Origin of the sequence: uncultured Chitinibacter sp. (genome assembly GCF_945957625.1) — a bacterium.
Taxonomy (GTDB): domain Bacteria; phylum Pseudomonadota; class Gammaproteobacteria; order Burkholderiales; family Chitinibacteraceae; genus Chitinibacter; species Chitinibacter tainanensis.
In genome coordinates this window covers 85543-107822 of the sequence record NZ_CAMFLP010000003.1, presented here as the reverse complement: position 1 = coordinate 107822, position 22280 = coordinate 85543, and the positions used below count along the sequence as shown (strand labels likewise).

Below are 22280 nucleotides of genomic sequence, written 5' to 3'. Positions count from 1 at the left end.
ACAGCCGGCGCTGCTTCCACGATAGTCCTGTAATCTAAGTCACAAAGCAGGCTATGATTTCAGAATAAAAGCACAAAGTCTGGATGAGAGATGAAATCGTTTGCCGATGGTCGCTTCGTGGCCGAGAAAAAACTCGGGCAAGGTGCGCAGGGTTTGGTGTATTTGGCGACCGATACCCAGTTAAACCGGCCAGTGGCCCTCAAGGTATTGCACACCCAGCCGGTTGAGGCGTTGCGCGAAGCGCGCATGATCAGTCAACTGAATCACCCCAATCTGGTGACGCTGCACGATGCCTTTGCCCATGAGCAGCATCCCTGTCTGGTGTTTGAATATGTGGCCGGAGAAACCTTGGCCGCCCGCTTGCAGCGGCAGGGGCCGCTGGAGCCGGTAGCGGCGGTAAAACTCATGGCTGCGGTGCTGGAAGGCCTGTATGCCGCGCATCAGCGCGGCATTGTGCATCGGGATATGAAGCCGCAAAACATCATGCTGGATGAGCACGATCGGCCGCGGATTATGGATTTTGGTGTGGCCAGTAGCGCCGGCGAGCGCGACCCACAGCTCAATGGCACGGTGGGTTATATCGCCCCAGAAGCAATCAGTAATCTGCCGGTCAATGCTCAGGCTGATGTATTTGCTTGCGGGGCGATGCTGTACCAGATGCTGACCGGCCAGCCGGTGGTGAAAGCCGAGTCGATGTTTGCCATGTTGCATAAAACCGTCTCGGCCACGGTCGCGCCGCCCTCCAGCCTTAATAGCCAGATTAATGATCAGCTCGATCATCTGGTGCTCACGGCGCTGTTTAAAGACCCACAGGCGCGCTTTGCCGATGCTGGCGAAATGCGGGTGGCTTTGCTCGATTGGCTTGAGCAAAGCGGCGAAGCGGGCGCCGCTGCCAATGATGGTCGGCACAGCACGATTGAATTTTTGCTCCGCCGTATGCGCCATTCGGCCGATTTTCCAGCGCTATCGCAGACCATTCAGGCGATTAATCGGGTGGATGATTCTGAAGCGGAACGGATTCAGAGCCTATCGGGCGTGATTTTGCATGATATTTCGCTGACCAATAAGCTGTTAAAAATGGTGAATTCGGCCAGCTTTGGCCAGTTTGGCGGCACCATTAGTACCATTTCGCGGGCGATCGTGATTTTGGGCTTTGATCGTATTCGCAGTCTGGCGGTGACTTTGCTGCTGTTTGAGCATATGCAGAATAAAGGCCACGCCGCCCGCCTGCGTGATGTGGTGCTGGAGATCTTCTTTGGCGGCGTGCTCAGTCGGCGGCTGGCCGATAAATCGGGCTGGCGTGATACCGAAGAAGCGCTGATTTGTGGCATGTTTCAACATTTGGGCCGTTTGCTCACACATTTTTATTTCAACGAAGAAAGCGTTGAAATCATGAAACGGGTGGCACAAACCGGCGAGGCCGAAACGCTGGCCGCGCAGGCGATTTTGGGCGTGAGCTATGCCGAATTGGGCGAGGCGATTGCAAAAGAATGGAATTTCCCCGATCGCATCGTCACCAGCATGCGCCCTTTACCTGAGACCAAAGTACGCGAGCCGGCCAATCAGGGTGAGCGTTTGCGGGTCTTTGCCAATCTGGCCGGTGATTTGTTGCCCACTCTGGCGCAAAGCCCGCAGGCTGCCGCGGGCCATTTAGCTGGCCTTAGTAAACGCTACGCCGCCGCGGTGAGCTGGAAAGAGCGCGATTTGCATGATCTGATGCAAGAAGCGGCTGAGCAATACCTCAATTATCTGTCCGTGCTGGGGATAGACCCAGGCCCCACCAAGTTTGCTAATCAACTGCGAGCCATGGTGGGGCGCCAGCCGGTGGCGGCCCCCGCGGCACCATCAGAGCTGGCAGATATTCAGGTCTCGACCACGGCCAATGGCACGCTGGCCAATCCGGCGGCGGTACTCTCGGCGGGGATACAGGACATAACCAGTACCCTCGTTGGCGATTACAACCTCAACGATGTGCTGCGGATGATTCTAGAAACCATGTATCGCAGCATTGGTTTTGATCATGTGCTGTTTTGCACCCGTGACATCAAGCGCGGTTTGATGGTGGCCCGCTTTGGCTTTGGCGATGACATTGAAGTGCTGCAGCGGCAATTTAGCTATCCGCTGGCGCCGGTGCACGATGTGTTTCAGTTGGTGATGCAAAAGGGCGCCGATGTACTGATTGAAGACATCGATGCCGAAAGCATCAGCCAGCGCATACCGGCCTGGTATCGCAGTGCTTCGGCGGCCAAATCGCTGATTGTGTTTCCGGTGATTATTGATAAGAAGCCATTGGGGCTGTTTTATGCCGACCGCCTGGCCGCGCATTCACTGCAGTTGCCACATGAGCAGTTGAATTTACTTAAAACCTTGCGCAATCAGGCAATTTTAGCGATCCGGCAAAAGCAGTTTGCCGCGGGATGATGTTTGTGTGAACTTTTGTGCGATGCACAAAATAATGCTTGACCTCGTGGAGGCAAGCAGCAACAATGCAATTGTTGCGATGCACAAACTTACCTGGAGATTGCCATGTTTGCCACTCAGAAACAATTTGCTGAACTGAATCAAGCCAATCTGGAAAAATCACTGCGCCTGACGAATATCGCGCTGGGTGGTGCTGAGCGCCTGTTCCAGCTGCAACTGTCACTGGCTCGTGATCTGTTGGCCGAAAATGCTGAAACAGCTAAATCACTGTCACAAGTTAAATCAGTGCAAGAGCTGGTTGATCTGCAAAAAACCCTGACTCAGCCTAGCGTTGAAAAAACCATCGCTGTGGCCCGCACTGTGTACGAAGCTGCGAGCAGCACGCAAGCCGAGCTGAACAAACTGATCGAAGAGCAAGTGCTGGAATTCAACAAAAACCTGGTGTCGTCACTGGAACAAGCTGCGCAACAAGCGCCAGCTGGTAGCGCCGCTGTGGCACTGCTGAAAAACGCGGTTGAAAGCGCCAACACTGCTTTTGATACCGTACAAAAAACCAGTCAGCGCATCGCTGCTAACCTGACTGAAGCGACTGTAGCTGCAGTTGAAACTGGCGCCAAATCAGTGGCTGCCGCCAGCAAAGCGGGCAATAAAGCTGCTTAAGCTGCTAAGCAAATCTGAATAGAGCCACACCCTAGGGTGTGGCTTTTTTATTGAGCTTGGTGGGTTAGCAGACCGATATCGCCGCCCTGCGCGGCGGTATTGCGGCTGACGGTGATTTCGGCCACCAGCTGATAGAGCGGCCAATGCCCATCTTCAAATGGCAAAATGAGCGGCACAATCGCGCCGCTGCGCTTAGCCAGTTGCTGCCGTAGCAGGTGCGCATCGGGGCCGCTGTACATCGCCGCGGCCAGTTGTTCGGCCAGCGGTTCGGCACAAAAGATGACCCGCTCACCCAATTTGCGCGCCCAGTCTTGAATACGGTCTGTCGCAGGTAATACCGGTGTATTGCCGGTGAGTAAGGCGATACCCGCTTGCTGCAGCCGCAGCCATTCGCTGTGCCCCAAGCAGGCGACCAAACCGCGCCCTTGATAGTGCAGGGTATTATCTTCGCCGGTCGGGCCGGGCAAGGGGAGTGGCTGGCCGAGTGGGCTGCGCCGGGCTGCGTCCTCCCATAAGATTTCCAGATCAACACTCTGATCCAGATCCGGCCACAGCCCACTGAGGCTACGCAGGAAACTGAATGTGTCGGCAAGCTCTGCATAATGCGGCTGGCAGGGGTCGCCATTGCGAGTCCAGCGCCAGATCGCCCACGGACCGCCGGCTTTCGGGCCTGTGCCTGAGCCTGCGAGCCCCCCAAAGGGTTGCCCCCCTACTAGTGCGCCGATCTGATTGCGATTGATATACACATTGCCGACCGGGCACAGCGCTCGACAGCGCTGAATGGTTTCTTCCAGCCGGGTATGTATGCCCATGGTTAGGCCATCGCCCAGAGCCGCGACATCACGCAAGAGTTTGTCCAAGCCTTTGCGCGGATAGCGCAACACTTGCAGCACCGGGCCAAATACTTCGCCGCCAGCTTGCTTGAGGTCACTAATTTCAACGAGTGTGGGGCTGAGATAATGCCCACTGCTTGGCACTGCGCTGCGAGTACGCCACACCGCTAAACCTTGGTTTTGCCAGGCCTGGATACGCGCTTCAACCCGTTGTTTGGCGGCTGCAGAAATCAGCGGCCCCATTTCGGTCGCTAATTCGCTGGGGTCGCCGACGTAGAGCTCAACTAGCATTTCGCGCAAGCGCGGCAAGATTTGGCTAGCTAGTGGTTCCTCAATACACAAAATACGGGCGGCCGAGCAGCGCTGGCCAGCGCTATCAAAGGCCGACTGAACCAGATCACGTAATAATTGCTCCGGGTGGGCAGTGTTGTCGGCCAATAGGATGTTCACCCCGCCGGTTTCGGCTACCAGCACGCGGTCAGCGCCAAATGCGGCAATCGCCTGCTCAATTTTCCTAGCGCTAGCCAGTGAACCGGTAAAGGCCACCCCCTGGCAGCGATGATCGAGCGTAAGTGCTGCCCCCACGTCTGCGCCACCCATCAGCAATTGCAGTACATCGGTGCCGATGCCGGCGCGGTGGAAGCAATGCACGGCCAGGCTGGCAATCAGCGGCGTTTCAGGTGCCGGCTTGGCCAGCACCGGATTGCCGGCAATCAGCGCCGCGGCAATCTGGCCCGTAAAAATGGCCAGCGGGAAATTCCACGGGCTAATTGCCACCACAACGCCTACTGGCTGCGGTGCTTGCTGTAGCCAATGCTGGCGGGCTTGCTGTGCGTAGTAGCGACAAAAATCAATGGCTTCGCGCAGCTCTTGCTCGGCATTGCGCCAGGTTTTGCCCGCTTCGCGCACCAATAAATTCAGTAAGGGCGCGGCTTGCTGCTCCAGCAAATTCGCGGTCTGCTCTAGCGCTTGCGCGCGTTGCAACACGGGCGTTAGGCGCCAGCGCGAAGCGGCAGCTTCGGCCGCAGCAAAGGCGACATTAATCTCGGCCAGTTGACTGGGGCAATAGGCGCCAAGGCGGTCGGTATTTTGGGCGGGATTGAAGCAATCGATTTTAAGGGTATTGCTCGCAGTGTATTGATGTATAAGCGCTGAGGCTAGATACTGGGTGCTAGTATGTTCATTAATGCTGGCGATGCGGGTTTGCCATTGCGCCAGCATCGCTGGGTCGATTTGCGCGGGGGTCTCGCGGGGCAAATACAGTTTATTGGGCGGTTTTAAGCGTTTGCTGGCAGTGGGCGGCGTCACCGGAGGGTGAAACAGTTGATGCATAAACGATGTATTGGCCCCGTTTTCTAAGAAACGGCGCACTAAGTAGGGCAGCAGCTGGCGGCTATCGCCCACCGGCGCATACAGACGGCAAGGGCGTTCAATGCCCATTTCACTGGCTGCTTGGTAGAGGCCTTCGCCCATGCCCAGCAAGGCCTGATATTCAAATTGCTGCTGCTCGCCCATTAAATGCAGCTGGGCGATGGTAAATGCATTGTGGGTGGCAAACTGGGGAAAAATACGGTGCGGCGCCTGCAGGAGCACCTGCGCGCAGGCCAGATAATGCTGGTCGGTGCGGCTTTTTTCGGTCCAGACCGGGTAGTGGCTTAAGGCGGCTTGCTGCGCCAGCTTGATTTCGCTATCCCAGTACGCGCCTTTAACGAGGCGGACACTAATCGGTTTGTGTAGCTCGCGGCTTAGCTTATTCAGCCATTTCACCACCTCGAGCGCGTTTTTTTGATAAGCCTGCACCGCAATCCCCAACCCAGCCCATTCGCGCAGTTTGGGCTCATGCATCAGTCGGGCAAAAAGCTGCAGGGTTAAGAGCTGGCGTGCGCTTTCTTCGGCATCGATGGTGAGCCCAATATCCAGCTGCATGGCGCGCTCGGCTAAGGCATACAGCTGCGGGTAGAGTTGCTCTTGGACTGCGTCGGCCTGCTCAAGTTGAAATTTCGGATGCAAGGCCGAGAGTTTCACCGAAACACTGGGGCCAAAATACCCAGCACCCTGGCTGTATTGGCCTACCGCCTCAATGGCTTGGGCATAGGCTTCTCCATAGCGCCTAGCTTCGCTCTGGCTCATTGCGCTTTCGCCCAGCATATCGAATGAATAGCGAAATTCGCTGGCTTGTTGTTGTAAGGCCTCTTGAATGTGATCTGCAATCACAAATTGCTTAGCCAGCCGCAACAGCGCATGGCGGATCGATTCGCGAATCAGCGGGTCGGTTAAGCTCGACGACCAACTTTCGGCCAAATCCAGACCCAAAGTGGCCAAATTGATTTGCCAGGAAGGGCTTTGCCCACGTATGGCATGCCAATCGGCGGCATGCAGCTGCTCGGCAATCAGGGTCGAAACGGCTGCATCATCCGGGATGCGCAGCACGCCTTCGGCTAGATTTAATAAGGCGCGGCCAGCCGGGGTATGCAGCGGAAACTGCGCCAGCAAGGCATCCAGCCCACCGGTGGCTTGGCGCAGCTGGCGCACTTTTTGGCTCAGCAAATGCCCCATGGCATCGGCGCGTAGTTGCTGTTCGCTGCCGAGCATGCCGGTATTTGGTTGCTGGCTTGCCAAGCGCGCTTCGTCGGCCGCGCGCAATTGCGTCAGCGCGATTAAATCGCGCGGTAAATCAAAGAGGGCAGTGGGCAAGCGCAGCATATGGGTCCCTTGGCCCGTGGGCGCAGAGCTTATACCGTAAAGCGGCGAATGGTTTTGTCCAGGCCTTCGGCAATCTGGGTTAGGCGGCCGGCTAGTTGATTGATGTTTTCGGCGGCGCTATGGTTTTCCTCGCTGACCTGCGCGATTTTCTCCACATTGCGGGCGATTTCCTGGCTCGCAATACTTTGCTCTTTGATGGCGCCGCTAATGCTGCCAATGTGCTCCACACTGCGGCGGGTGACGTTTTCGATGGCGCTTAAGGCATCGGCCACACTTTCGGTGCTGCGCACGCCGCTTTCGACCAATTGCCCAGCGGAGCGCATCCCCTCTGCGGCCAGCGACGTATCGCGTTGTACCGAGTCGATTTTGCTGGTGATCTCAACAGTGGCTTGTGTGGTGCGCTCGGCCAATTTGCGCACTTCATCAGCCACCACGGCAAAGCCGCGCCCCAAATCGCCGGCTCGCGCCGCTTCGATCGCGGCATTGAGCGCCAGCAGATTGGTTTGATCGGCAATGTCTTTAATCACCATGGCAATGCTACCAATTTCATCCGAACGTTGATTCAGCTGCACGATGGTTTCAGACGAGCGATTGATCGAATCGGCAATCTGGTTGATCTCTACCGCGGCTTTTTTGGCAATGGCCGTACCTTCGCTGGCGGTGACCGAGGCCTCGCGCGCTTCGCTTTCCATCGTGAGGGTGTTGTCGGCAATCATATTGACGCTGACCGACATTTGCTCCACCGCGGCAGCCGTCGAAGCGGATGCTTCCGCCTGCTGGCGCGAAGCTTGGGCAATTTGTTCTGAAGCATTGGTGAGCTCGCGCGCCGCGCTTAACAGCTCGCCCGAATTGCGGTTAGCCAAGCCAATTACTTCGCACATGCCAGTAAACAGGCGATTTAGTGCGGTAGAGGTTTGGCCGATTTCATCATGCTGATTGGCGGTGAGGCGACGGCCAATATGGCCGGTGCGGTCCATTTCATCAATATCACGCTGCATCTGATTCAATGGCTGGCGCACGCTGCGTGAAATCACCACGGCGGCAATCACTGCGGCCGCAATCGCCAAGAGCAGCAGCACAATTGTGATTTGATTGGTGGCCGCTCGTTGGGCTTCAACTTTGCCGGCAATCGCCTTCACTGCCGTCATCGCTTCTTTGGCGTGTTCGGCGGAGTCTTCACCGAGTTTGCGTACGACTGCTTTGTGTTTATCAAAGGCCTGATTGGCTTCGCCGGTGCTGGCGTATTTGCCGGCGGCGACTTCATTAAAGGCCTTGGCGTAATCATCGAGCCCGGTTTGCAGCTCGGCAATGGCTTTTTTGCGCTCATCATTGGCGACCGGCGCGGCTTTATCGAGCGCGGCTTTGGCGTCGGCTTGGGCTTTATCCCATTTGACTTTGTATTCTTTTACTTTTTCCGGATTGCTCAGATTAATAAATAGGTCTTTTTCAAAACGGCGTAAATGCAGCACATTTTCGCCCAGCTCATTCATCGCAATGCCGTATTCCAGATCGGTGCTTAAGAGCTCTTGCACCACATTGGCCGATTGGCGCAAACCCATCAGGCCGGCCAAGCCCACGGCGATAATTAATACGATCATAACCACAAAACCGAGCGTGATTTTGGCGGCAATGGTGAGTTTGGACGACATGAGCGACTCCGAATTAGTTATTTAATCATCAGTATAGGTTGGCATAAGCAATCTGCAAGCCATGACGATGATTTCATAAAATGTCATATTTCAACGGTCAGGTGAGCTTGCGGTGAATCGGGTAAAATTGGCTTTTTGCTGTTTACCGAGCTTGAGCATGACCCAGGTCACAGAATTAACGCCGTATGAATTACTCGGTGGCGCGCCCGTGCTGCGCCAGCTAGTTGATCGCTTTTATGACCTGATGGCGAGCGACCCGCGCGCATCGACAATTCAGGCCATGCATGGCGCTGACACTGGCTTGATTCGGGAAAAACTATTCGAATTCTTGTCTGGCTGGTTGGGTGGCCCACAGCTGTTTATCGAAAAATACGGCCATCCGCGCTTGCGCGCCCGGCATATGCCGTTTGCGATTGGTGAGGCCGAGCGGGATCAGTGGTTGCTGTGCATGTATCAGGCAATGAACGACACCCCGATGCCGGCTGAAGTGCGCAGCCATCTGGAAGAAGCGTTTTTCCGCACAGCCGATTTTATGCGTAACCAATAAACTGGATTATTACAGGGGTATTGCCCTGCAAGCATTAGCTGGATTGATTTTAAAAAGGATACCCTTATGGGTATCCGTAGATTAATAACAAAGCTCACTCGCGAAGCGAGGCGCCCCTCAAGGAGGGGACGGGTGGGGTGGGAATAGAACATCAAGGCTGCAGACTAAACGCCTTATTCCCTAGGCTCGGCTTTGCTCCGACTCGCAGAGGATTGTTCTTCCACTTGGCCAGCAGCCTGAGGATACCCGACTGGGTATCCTTTTTTATTGGCCGCCGGCAAAGTCATTTTGCCGCCAGGCTTCATACACTGTGATGGCCACGGCGTTAGCCAGATTCAGGCTGCGGTTATTGGGCAGCATCGGTAGGCGGATACGCTCGCCCGGCGCGAATTCGGCCAAGATTTCGGCCGGTAGGCCACGGCTCTCGGGCCCAAATACCAGCACATCCCCGGGGGCATAGCTCACGGTATCAAAGCGCTGCGAGCCCTTGGTGGTGCCAGCAAAAAAGCGCCGCCCGGCTAGTGCGGCGCGGCAGGCGGCCCAGTCTTCGTGCACTTGCATCTCGGCGTATTCATGGTAATCCAGCCCCGCGCGGCGCATTTTGGTATCGTCCAGCGGAAAACCCAGTGGCTTGACCAGATGCAGGCGCGCACCGGTATTGGCGGCCAGACGAATGATATTGCCGGTATTGGGCGGAATTTCGGGCTGGTAGAGGACAATCTCAAACATGGTGATCCGTGGTGCAAGACAAATAGATTTACCCTTGACGGGCAGGGCGCTGATTCTACACTGAGATTCCATCGAGCTGGGAGTGCGTGTATGAGCGTGCCACTGACGCAGGAAATCTTGCAGGCCACCGCAGCCATGGCGCGGGCCGATGCGCTGAGCCCGGCGCAAACGCTGGCCTTGCTGTTTCGTGCGCTCGATCACTGGCTGCCCGCACCGGATGCCACGCCGTTTAATCCGGCGCGCACCCAAGGTTTTGCTGCGGCCTGCTACGCGGCCCAGCACGGCTGGCCGCTCACCTTACGGCGTGATCGGCACGCGCCCAATGGTTGGCGCTGGCAGGCCGAGCTACCCGCCAGCTGTGCCCCCGCGCAGTTGGGCCAGTGGCTGTTAGCGGCACAATTGGAGGTCGGCCAACAGCGGGCGCGCACAGCGCAGCTGGCGCGGGCTGATTCTGCGCAAATCTAGGGCTATTTCGCTGTCCGATCCGGGGTGGGGCTGATAGAATCGAGAGCAAATTTATTTTGCCAAAGACTGTTCCCGTATGACTCATACCGCCACGCTACTGATCAGCTGCCCTGATCAGAAAGGCATTTCGGCTGCGATTGCCAATTTCCTGTTTACCTACAACGCCAATATCGTGCATTCCGATCAACATCAGGACAACACCGATAATCTGTTTCTGATGCGCATTGAGTGGGATCTGGCCGACTTCACGCTGGACATGAATGCGTTTGCTGCGGCCTTTCAGCCGATTGCCGACCGCTTTAGCATGACCTGGAAAGTTGCGCTGTCGAATAAAGCGCAAAAAGTCGCAATTTTCGTTTCTAAATACGATCACTGCCTGGTGGATTTGCTGCATCGCTACAAGAGCGGCGAGCTCAAATGCGAAATTCCGCTGATTATTTCCAATCACGAAGATTGCCGCGCGCTGGCCGAGTTTTACGGTATTGAATACCACGTTATTGCCGTCAACAAAGACAATAAAGCCGCCGCCGAAGCGCAGCAGCGTGCGCTGTTGGCCGAAAAAGGCATCGATCTGATCGTGCTGGCACGCTATATGCAGGTGTTAAGCCATGAATTCACCGCCGCCTACCCGCAGCGCGTGATCAATATTCACCACAGCTTCCTGCCGGCATTTGACGGTGCCAAGCCGTATCACCGCGCGTTTGCCCGTGGCGTCAAGCTGATTGGCGCCACCAGCCACTATGTGACCGAAATCCTCGACGATGGCCCGATCATCGAGCAAGACGTCACGCGGATTTCACACCGTGATGATGTCGAAGCCCTGATTCAAAAAGGTCGCGATCTGGAACGCGTGGTGCTGTCGCGGGCGGTGCGCTGGCATCTGGAACACCGCGTGCTGGTGTATTCAAACAAAACGGTGATTTTCAACTAAACGTCCAACTAAACGCCTTGGCCACCGGCTGCGCACACTAGCGTGCGCTGGGCGGCGGGAATGGCTTGCAGTAAATCAAACAGGGGTATTGCCGGCTGAGTCTTTAGAATTAAGGCCTAGCGGGCAATACCCTTTGTTGTTAATTCGGGCTGAGCGCTTGCAGCAGATCGTTTTCCAGCTGTAGCAAGGCGCGCTCGTCGTTGAGTACGCTGCCAGTAATCAGAAAATGATCTTCCGCGCGTTCGCCCAAGGTCATGATCTTGGCTGACTGTATCTCGATCCGCTTGGCGGCCAAAATCCGCGCAATGGTGGATAACAGCCCGGGCCGATCGCCAGCCGCCACCGACAGAATATGAAATTTGCCTTTTTCGTCGGCGCGAATCTGCACATGTGGCTTCACTGGAAAATGCTTTTGCTGGCGCGATAGCCGCGCGCTGGGTGCGGCGGGGAGTGGCAGTTTTTTGGCGATGCGCTGCGCCAGCTCGAATTCCACGTAATTGATCAGATCGCGATACGAGGCATGGCGGCTATCGGGGATAAACACGTAGAAGGTATCCAGCGCATAGCCATGCGTGGTGGTGTGGATGTGTGCATCAAAAATACTGTAGCCGGCGTGCTCGAAAAAGCTGCATATCTGCGCAAACAGATCGGGCTGATCCAGCGTATACACCACCACCTGCAGGCCTTCGCCCGACTCGGATAGCTTGGCTTTGACGGTGGGCTCGGTGGCATGTATGCGGTTGAGCAATACACGGGTGTGCCAGGCAATATCGCGGGCATCCTGGCGCAGAAAATACACGGTATCCAGCAGCTTCCAGAATGGCTGATGCGCATCGCTGCGAAAGCCATACAGCCGCAGCAGACGCAAAGCCTCATCCTGCCGCTCGGCGAGCCAGGAGTGCGCGGTGATGTTCTGGCTATTCAGATAGCGGGCCGTGCCTTTAAACAGGTCTTCCAGCAGCTTGGCTTTCCAGGCGTTCCATACTTTCGGGCTGGTGCCGCGAATATCCGCCACGGTGAGCAGGTACAGCGCATTCAGATGGCGCTGATCTTTCACCAGCGCGGCAAATTCGGCGATAACTTCCGGATCGTAAACGTCCTGTTTTTGCGCGACTGAAGACATGGTGAGATGGTGCGTCACCAGCCAGACGATCAGCTCGCGGTCGGCTTCGGGTAGCGGGTGGCGCGCCACCCACTGGCGGGTAATCTCGGCGCCCAGCAGCGAATGATCGCCGCCGCGGCCTTTGCCGATATCGTGAAATAGCGCCGCCAGATAGATGACTTCGGGCCGCTCAAATTCGGCCAGCAAGCGCGAACAGAGCGGATATTCATGGGTAAAGGCGGTGACAGCAAAGCGGCGCACATTGCGCAGCACCATCAGCGTGTGTTCATCCACCGTATACACATGAAACAGATCATGCTGCATCCGCCCAACAATATCGCCAAACTCGGGGATATAACGGCCTAACACCCCATATTGATTCATGCGCCGCAAAATACGGGTGAGACCGCGCGGCTCGCGAAACAGTGAGATAAAGAGCTGGCGATTGTGGGCTTCGGCCAGAAAATCATCATCGATTAAATGCCGCGCATGCCACAGCGCCCGCAGTGTGGCCGGCGCGATATCACTGGCCTCGCGGCGCTGCTCGAAATGCAGGAACAGCGCCAGCATGCTGGAGGGTTTGCGGGTGAATAAATCCGGATCAATGGTTTCCAGCAGCCCATCACGAATCTGAAAATCGGCGCAAATCGGCAATGGCTTGGTGCCGATTTGCGAGAAAATCCGCGCCCGCAGTGCATGTAGCAGCACCGGTACCAGCTGCGTCACAATCCGCGCAGCCAGATAGTATTCGGCCATAAAGGCTTCCGAGGCGCGCTGGGTAATCCGCCCGGCGCTGGCCAGATCATCCAGCCCGAAGGCTTTAGCCAGCGGATGTTGGTAATCAAATAAAATCCGGTCTTCCCGCCGTTTGGCACGCCAGTGCAGGGCGATGCGATAAGTGCGCAGCACGCGCTCGGCTTCGCACAGCTTGCGGTTTTCTTCGTCGGTGAGCATGCCCATGGCCGCCAGCGCATGCCAATCGCGGCCCAGCCGCTGGCTGGCGGCAATCCAGCCGATCAGATGCAAATCGCGCAAGCCACCCGGGGCTTCCTTGATATTGGGTTCGAGCTTGTAGGTGGCGTTTTGAAAGCGGCCGTAGCGGGCTTGCTGCTCGATCAGCTTGGCGTCGAAAAATTCTTTCGGATCGATATGCCGGTGCACGGTATCCAGAAACTGGCTAAAGCGGGCGGTATCGCCCACCAGCAGGCGAGCCTCCAGCAACGCGGTTTGCACGGTGATGTCTTTTTCGGCTTCATTCAGGCAATCGGCCAGTGTGCGTACCGAGTGGCCAACCTCCAGCCCGATATCCCAGAGCTCGCCCACAAAAATCTCGAGTTTTTCCAGCAGCGCCGGGCTGGGTTGATCGGGCAGTAAAATCAACAAATCGATGTCAGAGTAGGGGTATAGCTCGCCACGCCCATAGCCGCCTACCGCAGCGAGCAATACCTCGCTAGCAAACTCATGTCGATTCCATAGCTCGCTCAGCGTTTGGTCGGTGAGGCTGGCTAGCTCGCTCAACAGCGGCGCGGTTTTGGCAGGTTCTGTAAAACGCGCTTGCAACTCGGTTTTGCTGCTGGCGTAGCTTTGGCGGATGGCGGTGACCGAGCGCATGGCTAACTCCGTAACTGATTGACTTGAGCGCTCAGCTCTTGCGGGAGCGCATTGATGTTGCTGGGGTGGCGGTAGCGGATAATCAGGCCCACCGTGAAAATCCCGCACAGCAAGGTTGAAACGGTTGAGATCAGCAAAGGCCAGCTATAGGAATGAATTTGCCATTGCACCACGGCATAAATGACCTGAAACGAGGCTGAAGTGATGAAGATCAACCAAGTGGACAGTGAAATATCATTCGATGAACGTGTTTTGATGAGCTTTTTCCACTGCGGGATATAGGCGCACAGCGATAAAAAGGGCACAGAGGTTTGCAGCAAATTTGCCAACTGAATGAGCCAGGGCGATGGCATACAGATCCTGATGGGAAGTGACTGGCGGCTAAGTGATGCTAAAACGCCCTCATCGGAGGGCGTTGGATTAAGCAAGCAAGTATTTCTCGGGGCGTGGTGGCGTACCCGCTGACACGGTCAGCACTTCGTAGCCAGTCTCGGTCACCAGAATCGTGTGTTCCCACTGGGCCGACAGGCTGCGATCTTTGGTCACAATCGTCCAACCGTCGTTCATTTGTTTGATTTCACGCTTGCCGGCGTTAATCATCGGCTCGATGGTGAAAATCATGCCCGGCTTTAGCTCGGGGCCAGTGCCGGCTTTGCCATAGTGCAGCACTTGCGGCTCTTCGTGAAATACCGCGCCAATGCCATGGCCACAGAATTCGCGCACGACCGAGTAGCCGGCTTTTTCGGCGTATTTTTGAATGGCGGCGCCAATATCGCCCAGCCGAGCGCCAGGCTTCACTTGCTCGATGCCGATCCACATGCAATCAAAAGTCACTTGCGACAGGCGTTTGGCATGCGCCGGTACCGCATCGCCCACCAGAAACATCCGGCTATTGTCGCCGTGGTAGCCGTCTTTGATCACGGTGATGTCAAGATTAACCACATCGCCATTTTTCAGCGGTTTGTCGTTAGGAATACCATGACAAATCACGTTATTGACCGAAGTACAAATCGATTTCGGATACGGAATATACCCCGGCGGGCAGTAGTTGAGTGGGGCAGGGATGGTGCCTTGCACATTCACCATGTATTCGTGGCACAGGCGATCGAGCTCGCCCGTGGTCACGCCAGGCACAACGAATGGGGTGATGTAATCGAGTACTTCGGCGCCCAGACGGCCGGCAACGCGCATTTTTTCGATTTCTTCAGCGGTTTTAATGGTGATGCTCATGGAATCCTCAGTGGGTGGGCTGGCCAGCAGCCGCGATCAATTTTTACGCAATTATAACACTGCGCTGCGGCGCCCCACAGCCGGTTTTTACCGTAGGCGGCTCAGGGCCTGATCGGCCAGTGCGTGATAGAGGTTCACCTTAAACTGCCGCGCCACGGCGCTAGCCAGCATGGCGGCCGCGAGACTGGAAATCACCATGTCGTGACCATCGGTCATTTCCATCATGATGACTGCGGCGGTGAGCGGCGCCCGGGTCACGGCGGCCAGTAGGCCCACCATGCCAATCGCCATCAGTTTGACCGGGGGCGTGGTGGCAAATAGCGGGGCAAACCAGCTGCCCACCCCGGCGCCCAGCGAGAGCGAGGGCGCAAAAATCCCGCCGGGTAAGCCGGTCAGGAAAGTGAGCACCATGCCCGCCCATTTCAGCGGAGTGAAATACCACGGCAGGGCGCTACCCTGATTGATGGCGGCGCTGGTGATTTCGGCGCCGCTGCCATGAATCGGTGCCAGCAAGCCCAAGAGCGCGATCAGTAGCCCGCACAGCGCCACAAAGCGATACGGCGCTTGTGTACGCCATTGCTGCACGCTGGCGGGAAGCCAGCGCTGGGCATGGATACAGGTCCAGCTAAAGATCCCGCCCACCAAGCCCGCTACCCCGCCGATGAGCACAATCGGCAGCAACATCGCGGCCGAAAAGCCCGGCACATGGATGCGGCCGAAATACACATAGTCACCGAGTAAGGCCAGCGACACCACGCCGGCGATAATCACCGCGCCCAGCAATTTGCCCGAGGTTTGTTCCTCGACCGAGCGGGCCAGCTCTTCAAAGGCAAACACAATCCCGGCCAGCGGGGTGTTAAACGCGGCGGCAATCCCGGCCGCGCCGCCGGCCAAAATTAGCTGGCGGCGAAACAGCGGCGTATCGATGCGGGCAAAGCCATGCAGGCTGTGCATGAGGCTGGCACCAATTTGCACGGTGGGGCCTTCGCGCCCCAGCACAAAGCCGCTGGCAAGGCCCGCCACAATGCCGATGAATTTGGCCAGCGCGATGCGCAGCGATAACAGCTGCGATGTCCGCTCCGGCGCGTGGGTGGTTTCCAGCGCGGCTTTGGTTTGCGGAATGCCGCTGCCTTGCGCGCCTTCGCCGAGCCGGCGCATCAGCCACAGCGCGGCTACGCCGCCGGCGGGCACCAGCAAGAGCGGCGCAAAGCGCCATTGCCCTTGTGCCCAGCTAAAGAGCCCAAAAGCATATTCGGCCGCCTTGGCCAGCAAAACCGCCACGAGGCCCACCAGCGCCGCACCCAGCCACAGCAGCGCGGTTTGGCGGCTACTGGTGGAGGCTTGCTGTACGGTATGACCGAGGCGCAGCCAGTAATGGCGCAGAAGGCGAGGTACAGACATGGGCATACGGGCGATGGTGAAGTAATGAGCATGCGCGGTAGCTAGAGGGAAGTCCAGTACCTAATACCATGCCGCGTGATAGCCGCACGGCGCGCAGCAAAAAGGCCCCGGAGTGGGGCCTTGCGGATTAGCTTGGGCGGCGCGTTTCCGGCAGCACGATATTGACTTCCAGCACTTCGAAATCGTCTTTTTTATCGAGCTGCACTTTAATGTCGGCCGGATCAATGGCCACATATTTGGAAATCACTTCCACCAGCTCTTTTTGCAGCTGTGGCAGGTAGTTGGGTGCTTCGCGGCCACTGCGCTCATGCGCCAGAATAATCTGCAGGCGCTCACGTGCGACCGAGGCGGTTTTTTTCTTTTCGCCAAAGAAATAACTCAGAATCGACATCGCTTAACCTCCAAACAACCGTTTCCAGAACGGCTGTTTTGGTACTTCGATAAAGCGCATCGGTTTTTCTTCGCCCAGGAAGCGGCCGATCACGTCTTTGTAGGCTTCTGATACATCAGTGCCGGCATTGTGAATCGCTGGCGTACCAGCATTTGAGGCCTGCAGTACGGTTTCAGATTCCGGAATAATCCCGATTAGCGGAATGCGCAGCAGATGTTGCACATCATCCAGTGACAGCATTTCACCCGATTCCACGCGCGCCGGGCTGTAGCGAGTGATCAGCAGGTGGGTTTTTACCGTGGTGCCTTCTTCGGCTTTGCGTGATTTGGCATCCAGAATGCCGATAATCCGGTCTGAGTCGCGCACAGATGAGACTTCTGGATTAGTCACTACAATCGCTTCATCGGCGAAATACAGCGCCAGAAACGCGCCGGTTTCGATACCGGCAGGGCTATCGCACACGATGTAATCAAAGCCGTCGTGTTTAAGCTCGTTCAGCACCCGCTCCACGCCTTCTTTTGAGAGCGCATCTTTATCGCGAGTTTGCGAGGCGGGCAGCACAAACAGATTGTCGCAGTTTTTATCTTTGATCAGCGCCTGGCGCAGCGTAGCTTCACCTTGGATGACGTTGACGAAATCGTAAACCACGCGGCGCTCGCAACCCATGATCAGGTCGAGATTACGCAGGCCCACGTCAAAGTCGATCACAGCGGTTTTAAAGCCGCGCAGCGCAAGGCCGGATGCGAAGCTGGCGCTGGTGGTGGTTTTACCCACGCCGCCTTTGCCTGAAGTTACTACGACGATTTTGGTCACGGTGATCCCCTGATGTTGAAATGTTGGAAAGCTCGCGCTTAGTTCAAGTTGGTTAAAGCTTCGATGACGATTTTGTTCTCATCGAGCAGAATCTGGCTCGGTTTGCCGCGAATGGCATCGGGCAGGTTTTCATCCAGCGCGCGATACACCCCGGCAATTGAAACCAGCTCGGCTTCCATGCAGGTGGTGAAAATGCGCGCTTCGGTATTGCCACGTGCGCCCGCCAGCGCCCGTCCCCGCAGTGGGGCATAGACATGGATATTGCCATCGGCGATGACTTCGGCGCCGTTGGAGACTAGCGCCAGCACAATCAGATCGCCGCCCTTGGCGTACACCTGCTGCCCTGTACGCACCGGGCGGGTAATGATCGTAGCGCCTTGTGGGGTAATGATTTCTGGCTGATGCACTGGGGGGGTATGTTGCGCGGGTTGGCTGGTGCTGGTGAGCTCGGTATCCAGTAGCACCACCAGGCCGGCTTCTCGCGCGGCAACTTGCTGATCTTTATTGCCACCCTGCACGGCGATGGGCGCGAGGGCAAATTGCCGCAGCAAATTCACCATGGCCACAATTTCAACCGCGCTGGGGATTTGCGGCAGGCTATTGAAATCGATCACGACTTGCTCGCCGCTCAGAAAATGATCGGTGCCACCCAATTGTGCTTGCAAGGCTGTTTGCAGCTGATCGCAATCGGTGGTGACCGGAACAAAGGCCGTCAAACGGGTGGTAGAGCTTTTGAATTCAAACAGGCTGGCCGTCGATTCCGGGTAGGCGAAACTGGTCATGAGCGTCACAAAGACAAGGGTGGGAATTAAACCCTGCAGTTTACCTTTTCAACCTCGCGCTAGGAAGCTGTAAAACCCTGTCAGCGAATGAAAACAACGCCCCGCCGGTCAGATCTGGCCATGCGGGGCGCTGGGATGTGGTTTTACTGCGTTGGATAGGCTTAATAAGCGCGGCGAGTGAGGCCGGTGCGGTGCATGATGGTGGTGGCCAATTCTTCGATCGACATCCGCGTGGTATTCAGAAACGGCACGCTGGCTTGGCGCATCAGTGCTTCGGCCTCGGCAACTTCAAATTGGCAGGTTTCGAGCTGACAATAACGGCTTTCCGGCTTTCTTTCTTGCCGGATTTGCCGTAAGCGCTCGGGGTCAATGGTGAGGCCAAACAATTTATTACGATACGGTAACAAAAGTTTAGGCAGCGTGTGCTGGCCGAAATCTTCCGGGGTCAGCGGATAGTTGGCAGCCTTAATCCCAAATTGCAAAGCCAGATACAAACAGGTGGGCGTTTTACCCGAGCGGGAGACGCCCACCAGGATCAAATCAGCTTCCTGCAAATCGCGTGGCATCACGCCATCATCGTGATTGAGCGAGAAATTCACCGCGTTGATCCGATTGTTATATTCCTCAAAATTGCTGATTTCATGTGCGCGGCCGATGGTGTGCGACGATTGCACGCCCAGCTCGTCTTCCAGTGGGCCAATAAATTGGGCAAAAAAATCAAAGGATTGGGCGTCGGGTACTTGGATTTTGGCGCGAATGCTCGGATCGGCGATGGTGCTGAATACCAGCGGCCGGCAGCCATCAATCAGGGCCTGTTTGCGGATTTTGAGCGCGACTTCTTCGGCTTTTTCCAGTGTATCGACAAACGGCAACACAATCCGGTTAAAGGTCACGTCCACAAACTGCGACAGCAGCGAATGGCCCAAGATTTCTACGGTGATCCCGGTGCGGCCAGAGACAAAAAAAGCGGTGCGACGCATAAGATATTCTTCCTTTTTCCCTAGGATAAACTGACGATCAGGGGAAAACCAGTAGATACAATTACTTACTTTGGTCAAAAAAAAACTATGTTTAACTTATTCTCCATTAAGTTGCGCTGCAACAAAGACGCACACCAATAAACAACTTCCTCACGAAGGGGTCGATACGATGACTGAACAGTACGTAGTGGATTTTGCACATCTGCGGATGAGCGATGTCGAACAAGTAGGCGGCAAAAACGCCTCGCTGGGCGAGATGATCTCGCAGCTGACCGAAAAGGGCGTGCGCGTTCCTGGCGGTTTTGCTACTACGGCTGAAGCGTATCGCACCTTTCTGGCCCACGAAGGGCTGGCTGAGCGCATTGATGCGGCGCTGGCCACGCTGGATGTCGATGACGTCAAAGCCTTGGCCGAAACCGGCAAGCAAATCCGCGACTGGATTATGGCTACGCCCTTGCCACCGCAGCTGGAAGCAGAAATGGCCGAACACTATGCCAAGCTCGGCGACAACGTCACCGTGGCGGTGCGCTCATCCGCCACGGCTGAAGACTTGCCTGATGCCTCGTTTGCCGGTCAGCAAGAAACTTTCCTGAATATCGTTGGCTACCAAAACGTGGTGGATGCGATGAAGCAGGTGTTTGCATCGCTGTATAACGACCGCGCCATTGCCTATCGCGTGCACAAAGGTTTTGATCACAAAATCGTGGCGCTGTCGGCCGGGATTCAGCGCATGGTGCGCTCGGACAAAGGCGCGGCGGGCGTGTTGTTCACGATTGATACCGAATCGGGTTTCGATCAAGTCGTTTTCGTAACTGCGTCGTATGGCCTTGGCGAAACCGTGGTGCAGGGTGCGGTGAACCCGGATGAATTTTTCGTACACAAACCTACACTGCGCGCCGGCCGCCCAGCGATTGTGCGCCGCCATCTGGGTGGCAAAGCCATCAAAATGGAGTTCGACACCGAATCCAAAGCCGGTAAATCGGTGCGCACCGTAGATGTGCCGCTGGCCGATCGCCGCCAGTTCTCCATTTCGGATGACGAAGTCCAGGAATTGGCGCAATACGCGTTAATCATCGAAGAACATTATGGCCGCCCAATGGATGTGGAATGGGGCCGTGATGGCATCGATGGCAAGCTGTATATCCTGCAAGCCCGCCCAGAAACCGTCAAATCGCAGGAAAGCGGCTCAGAAAAACTCACCAAATTCCGTATGCTGGAAACCGGCGCAGTGCTGACCGAAGGCCGCGCCATTGGCCAGAAGATTGGCCAAGGCCGCGTGCGCATTATCCGCGATGTATCGGAAATGGATCGCGTGCAAGCCGGGGATGTGCTGGTCTCCGACATGACCGACCCGGATTGGGAGCCCGTGATGAAACGCGCGGCTGCGATTGTCACCAACCGCGGTGGCCGTACCTGTCACGCCGCGATTATCGCCCGCGAGCTGGGTATTCCAGCCGTGGTGGGCTGTGGCGACGCCACCAAAGCCCTGCGCGAAGGTGACGAAGTAACTGTCTCGTGCGCCGAAGGCGACACCGGCAATGTGTATGCGGGCCTGCTGAAATTCGAAAAACTGGATGTGTCCTTGGCCACCATGCCGCAAGCGCCGGTGAAATTGATGATGAACGTCGGCAACCCGGAGCTTGCTTTCGATTTTGCCCAGCTACCGAACGAAGGCGTGGGGCTGGCGCGGCTGGAATTCATCATCAACCGCATGATCGGCATTCACCCCAAAGCTCTCCTGGCCTACCCGAATCTGGCTGAGCCACTGAAAACCCAAGTGGAAGAGCGCATCGCCGGCTACCGCTCGGCCATCGATTTTTACATCGATAAAATCGCCGAGGGCATCGCCACGCTGGGCGCGGCGTTCTACCCGAAAAAAGTGATTGTGCGGCTGTCGGATTTCAAATCCAACGAATACGCCAACTTGCTCGGTGGCCCGGAATACGAGCCGCATGAAGAAAACCCCATGATTGGTTTCCGTGGCGCGGCGCGTTACGTGGACAAATCATTCCGTGATTGCTTTGAGCTCGAATGCCGCGCCGTGAAAAAAGTGCGCGATGTAATGGGCATGACCAATGTGGAAGTGATGATTCCGTTTGTGCGCACGCTGAAAGAGGCCGAATGTGTCATCGATCTGTTGGCGCGTAATGGCCTCAAGCGCGGCGAAAATGGCCTGCGCATCATTATGATGTGCGAAATCCCCGCCAACGCCGTGCTGGCCGAGCAATTCTTGCAGTATTTCGATGGCTTCTCGATTGGCTCGAACGACATGACCCAGCTCACGCTCGGCATCGATCGCGATTCCGGCGGCCCGGTATCCGCCAGCTTTGACGAGCGCAACGAAGCGGTCAAAGCGATGCTCAGCATGTCGATCAAAGCCTGCCGCAAGCTCGGCAAATACGTCGGCATCTGCGGCCAAGGCCCATCGGATCACCCTGATTTTGCGCAGTGGCTGGTCGAAGAAGGGATTGAAACGATTTCGCTCAATCCCGATACCGTGGTGGAAACCTGGCTTTTCTTGGCTAAAGGTGGTAAAGCCTGAGGGGTATAGCCCTGTGGGTTTTATTTAGCTTTGCCTGGCAAAATATACCCATGGCAGTATAAAAGCCCGTCCATGTGACGGGCTTTTTATCGTGCTGGATCAGCCGGCTGGCGCAGGCGATAAACCTGGTAGCCATTTTTCAAACGGCGCGTCTCAAACGGACATTTCGCCCTAATTGGCTTCAATTGTAGGGTCAGCTTTAGCCGGCCACGCATACACATTAGATCGGTTACAGGAAGTGCACCTAAGGCGAAGCTCAACCGACGGGTATATCTGGCTGATTTAGAGAATGAATAGCCTCTAGCATCACGCCATGGTGGGTATATGCCGCGATGGTTGATCTAGGGCTTGAATTCCCGTTAAAGCGAAGGCCGAGTGAGGAGCGAGAGCTAGGCTCGCGACGATTGGGGGCACGGCGGAGCCGACTTCGCCTCGGGTCACCTTTGGGGTGCAGGGGCTTTGGCGAAGCCAAGCTCCCTGCCTGTCTGCG

At 56.4% G+C, this 22280-nt stretch carries 17 protein-coding genes; 6 read left to right on the top strand and 11 right to left on the bottom strand.

The annotated features are described in order from the left end of the window. Window positions 1–90: 90 nt before the first annotated feature. Complete coding sequence (locus tag QV747_RS05910) at window positions 91–2421, top strand: serine/threonine protein kinase (protein ID WP_273430377.1); 2331 nt, start codon at window positions 91–93, stop codon at window positions 2419–2421. A 105-nt stretch (window positions 2422–2526) separates the two neighbouring features. Next, window positions 2527–3081 carry a phasin family protein gene (locus QV747_RS05905; protein ID WP_028450759.1) on the top strand — a complete coding sequence of 185 codons (555 nt, stop codon included), beginning with the start codon at window positions 2527–2529 and terminating at the stop codon, window positions 3079–3081. A gap of 47 nt (window positions 3082–3128) precedes the next feature. Here the strand turns inward: QV747_RS05905 and putA are convergent, their stop codons facing one another. Both putA and QV747_RS05895 read right to left on the bottom strand, forming a co-directional pair. Then, window positions 3129–6617, bottom strand: a complete 3489-nt coding sequence (putA, locus tag QV747_RS05900) for a bifunctional proline dehydrogenase/L-glutamate gamma-semialdehyde dehydrogenase PutA (RefSeq protein ID WP_273430375.1) — start codon at window positions 6615–6617, stop codon at window positions 3129–3131. A 29-nt stretch (window positions 6618–6646) separates the two neighbouring features. After that, the gene (locus QV747_RS05895; protein ID WP_273430373.1) at window positions 6647–8266 is read right to left on the bottom strand and encodes a methyl-accepting chemotaxis protein; all 1620 of its coding nucleotides are present in this window, start codon (window positions 8264–8266) and stop codon (window positions 6647–6649) included. 157 nt (window positions 8267–8423) lie between these two features. On the opposite strand from QV747_RS05895, the gene QV747_RS05890 reads away from it, so the two are divergent. Then, complete coding sequence (locus QV747_RS05890) at window positions 8424–8813, top strand: group II truncated hemoglobin (protein WP_273430371.1); 390 nt, start codon at window positions 8424–8426, stop codon at window positions 8811–8813. Window positions 8814–9077: 264 nt separating this feature from the next. Here QV747_RS05890 and QV747_RS05885 read toward each other — a convergent pair whose 3' ends face one another. After that, window positions 9078–9542: a tRNA (cytidine(34)-2'-O)-methyltransferase gene (locus QV747_RS05885; protein ID WP_028450757.1), complete on the bottom strand. Its 465-nt coding sequence runs from the start codon at window positions 9540–9542 to the stop codon at window positions 9078–9080. 90 nt (window positions 9543–9632) lie between these two features. On the opposite strand from QV747_RS05885, the gene QV747_RS05880 reads away from it, so the two are divergent. Together QV747_RS05880 and purU are read left to right on the top strand one after the other, a co-directional pair. Then, complete coding sequence (locus QV747_RS05880; RefSeq protein ID WP_273430369.1) at window positions 9633–10007, top strand: hypothetical protein; 375 nt, start codon at window positions 9633–9635, stop codon at window positions 10005–10007. Window positions 10008–10083: 76 nt separating this feature from the next. Further along, window positions 10084–10938: a formyltetrahydrofolate deformylase gene (purU, locus tag QV747_RS05875; protein WP_028450755.1), complete on the top strand. Its 855-nt coding sequence runs from the start codon at window positions 10084–10086 to the stop codon at window positions 10936–10938. A gap of 139 nt (window positions 10939–11077) precedes the next feature. Here the strand turns inward: purU and QV747_RS05870 are convergent, their stop codons facing one another. The 8 genes from QV747_RS05870 to QV747_RS05835 all read right to left on the bottom strand — a co-directional run bounded on the left by QV747_RS05870 (window position 11078) and on the right by QV747_RS05835 (window position 19248). Beyond that, window positions 11078–13651: a [protein-PII] uridylyltransferase gene (locus QV747_RS05870; protein ID WP_273430336.1), complete on the bottom strand. Its 2574-nt coding sequence runs from the start codon at window positions 13649–13651 to the stop codon at window positions 11078–11080. A gap of 2 nt (window positions 13652–13653) precedes the next feature. Further along, window positions 13654–14004 (bottom strand): SemiSWEET family sugar transporter, encoded by a 351-nt coding sequence (locus QV747_RS05865; protein WP_273430334.1) that lies wholly within the window; start codon window positions 14002–14004, stop codon window positions 13654–13656. A gap of 67 nt (window positions 14005–14071) precedes the next feature. Beyond that, complete coding sequence (gene map, locus QV747_RS05860) at window positions 14072–14881, bottom strand: type I methionyl aminopeptidase (protein ID WP_273430331.1); 810 nt, start codon at window positions 14879–14881, stop codon at window positions 14072–14074. A gap of 87 nt (window positions 14882–14968) precedes the next feature. Then, window positions 14969–16282 carry a chloride channel protein gene (locus QV747_RS05855; protein WP_273430329.1) on the bottom strand — a complete coding sequence of 438 codons (1314 nt, stop codon included), beginning with the start codon at window positions 16280–16282 and terminating at the stop codon, window positions 14969–14971. A gap of 127 nt (window positions 16283–16409) precedes the next feature. Next, window positions 16410–16673, bottom strand: coding sequence for a cell division topological specificity factor MinE (minE, locus tag QV747_RS05850; RefSeq protein WP_028450751.1), 264 nt, complete (start codon window positions 16671–16673; stop codon window positions 16410–16412). Between the two features lie 3 nt (window positions 16674–16676). Continuing rightward, a complete protein-coding gene (gene minD, locus QV747_RS05845; RefSeq protein ID WP_273430326.1) occupies window positions 16677–17486 on the bottom strand; it encodes a septum site-determining protein MinD in 810 nt (269 codons plus the stop codon). Window positions 17487–17524: 38 nt separating this feature from the next. Then, entirely contained in the window at window positions 17525–18268 is a 744-nt protein-coding gene (gene minC, locus QV747_RS05840; protein WP_273430324.1) for a septum site-determining protein MinC, read from the bottom strand. Between the two features lie 161 nt (window positions 18269–18429). After that, the gene (locus tag QV747_RS05835; protein ID WP_028450748.1) at window positions 18430–19248 is read right to left on the bottom strand and encodes a pyruvate, water dikinase regulatory protein; all 819 of its coding nucleotides are present in this window, start codon (window positions 19246–19248) and stop codon (window positions 18430–18432) included. Window positions 19249–19417: 169 nt separating this feature from the next. Here QV747_RS05835 and ppsA point away from each other — a divergent pair, with 169 nt between their 5' ends. Continuing rightward, window positions 19418–21790, top strand: a complete 2373-nt coding sequence (ppsA, locus tag QV747_RS05830) for a phosphoenolpyruvate synthase (protein WP_273430321.1) — start codon at window positions 19418–19420, stop codon at window positions 21788–21790. Window positions 21791–22280 lie beyond the last annotated feature (490 nt).

Coding starts and splice junctions, on each gene's coding strand:
- QV747_RS05905 (WP_028450759.1), top strand. CDS start 2,527: ATGTTTGCCACTCAGAAACAATTTGCTGAACTGAATCAAGCCAATCTG.
- QV747_RS05835 (WP_028450748.1), bottom strand. CDS start 19,248: ATGCGTCGCACCGCTTTTTTTGTCTCTGGCCGCACCGGGATCACCGTA.
- QV747_RS05880 (WP_273430369.1), top strand. CDS start 9,633: ATGAGCGTGCCACTGACGCAGGAAATCTTGCAGGCCACCGCAGCCATG.
- map (WP_273430331.1), bottom strand. CDS start 14,881: ATGAGCATCACCATTAAAACCGCTGAAGAAATCGAAAAAATGCGCGTT.
- minE (WP_028450751.1), bottom strand. CDS start 16,673: ATGTCGATTCTGAGTTATTTCTTTGGCGAAAAGAAAAAAACCGCCTCG.
- purU (WP_028450755.1), top strand. CDS start 10,084: ATGACTCATACCGCCACGCTACTGATCAGCTGCCCTGATCAGAAAGGC.
- minC (WP_273430324.1), bottom strand. CDS start 18,268: ATGACCAGTTTCGCCTACCCGGAATCGACGGCCAGCCTGTTTGAATTC.
- QV747_RS05890 (WP_273430371.1), top strand. CDS start 8,424: ATGACCCAGGTCACAGAATTAACGCCGTATGAATTACTCGGTGGCGCG.
- QV747_RS05870 (WP_273430336.1), bottom strand. CDS start 13,651: ATGCGCTCGGTCACCGCCATCCGCCAAAGCTACGCCAGCAGCAAAACC.
- QV747_RS05885 (WP_028450757.1), bottom strand. CDS start 9,542: ATGTTTGAGATTGTCCTCTACCAGCCCGAAATTCCGCCCAATACCGGC.
- QV747_RS05895 (WP_273430373.1), bottom strand. CDS start 8,266: ATGTCGTCCAAACTCACCATTGCCGCCAAAATCACGCTCGGTTTTGTG.
- putA (WP_273430375.1), bottom strand. CDS start 6,617: ATGCTGCGCTTGCCCACTGCCCTCTTTGATTTACCGCGCGATTTAATC.
- QV747_RS05855 (WP_273430329.1), bottom strand. CDS start 16,282: ATGTCTGTACCTCGCCTTCTGCGCCATTACTGGCTGCGCCTCGGTCAT.
- QV747_RS05910 (WP_273430377.1), top strand. CDS start 91: ATGAAATCGTTTGCCGATGGTCGCTTCGTGGCCGAGAAAAAACTCGGG.
- ppsA (WP_273430321.1), top strand. CDS start 19,418: ATGACTGAACAGTACGTAGTGGATTTTGCACATCTGCGGATGAGCGAT.
- QV747_RS05865 (WP_273430334.1), bottom strand. CDS start 14,004: ATGCCATCGCCCTGGCTCATTCAGTTGGCAAATTTGCTGCAAACCTCT.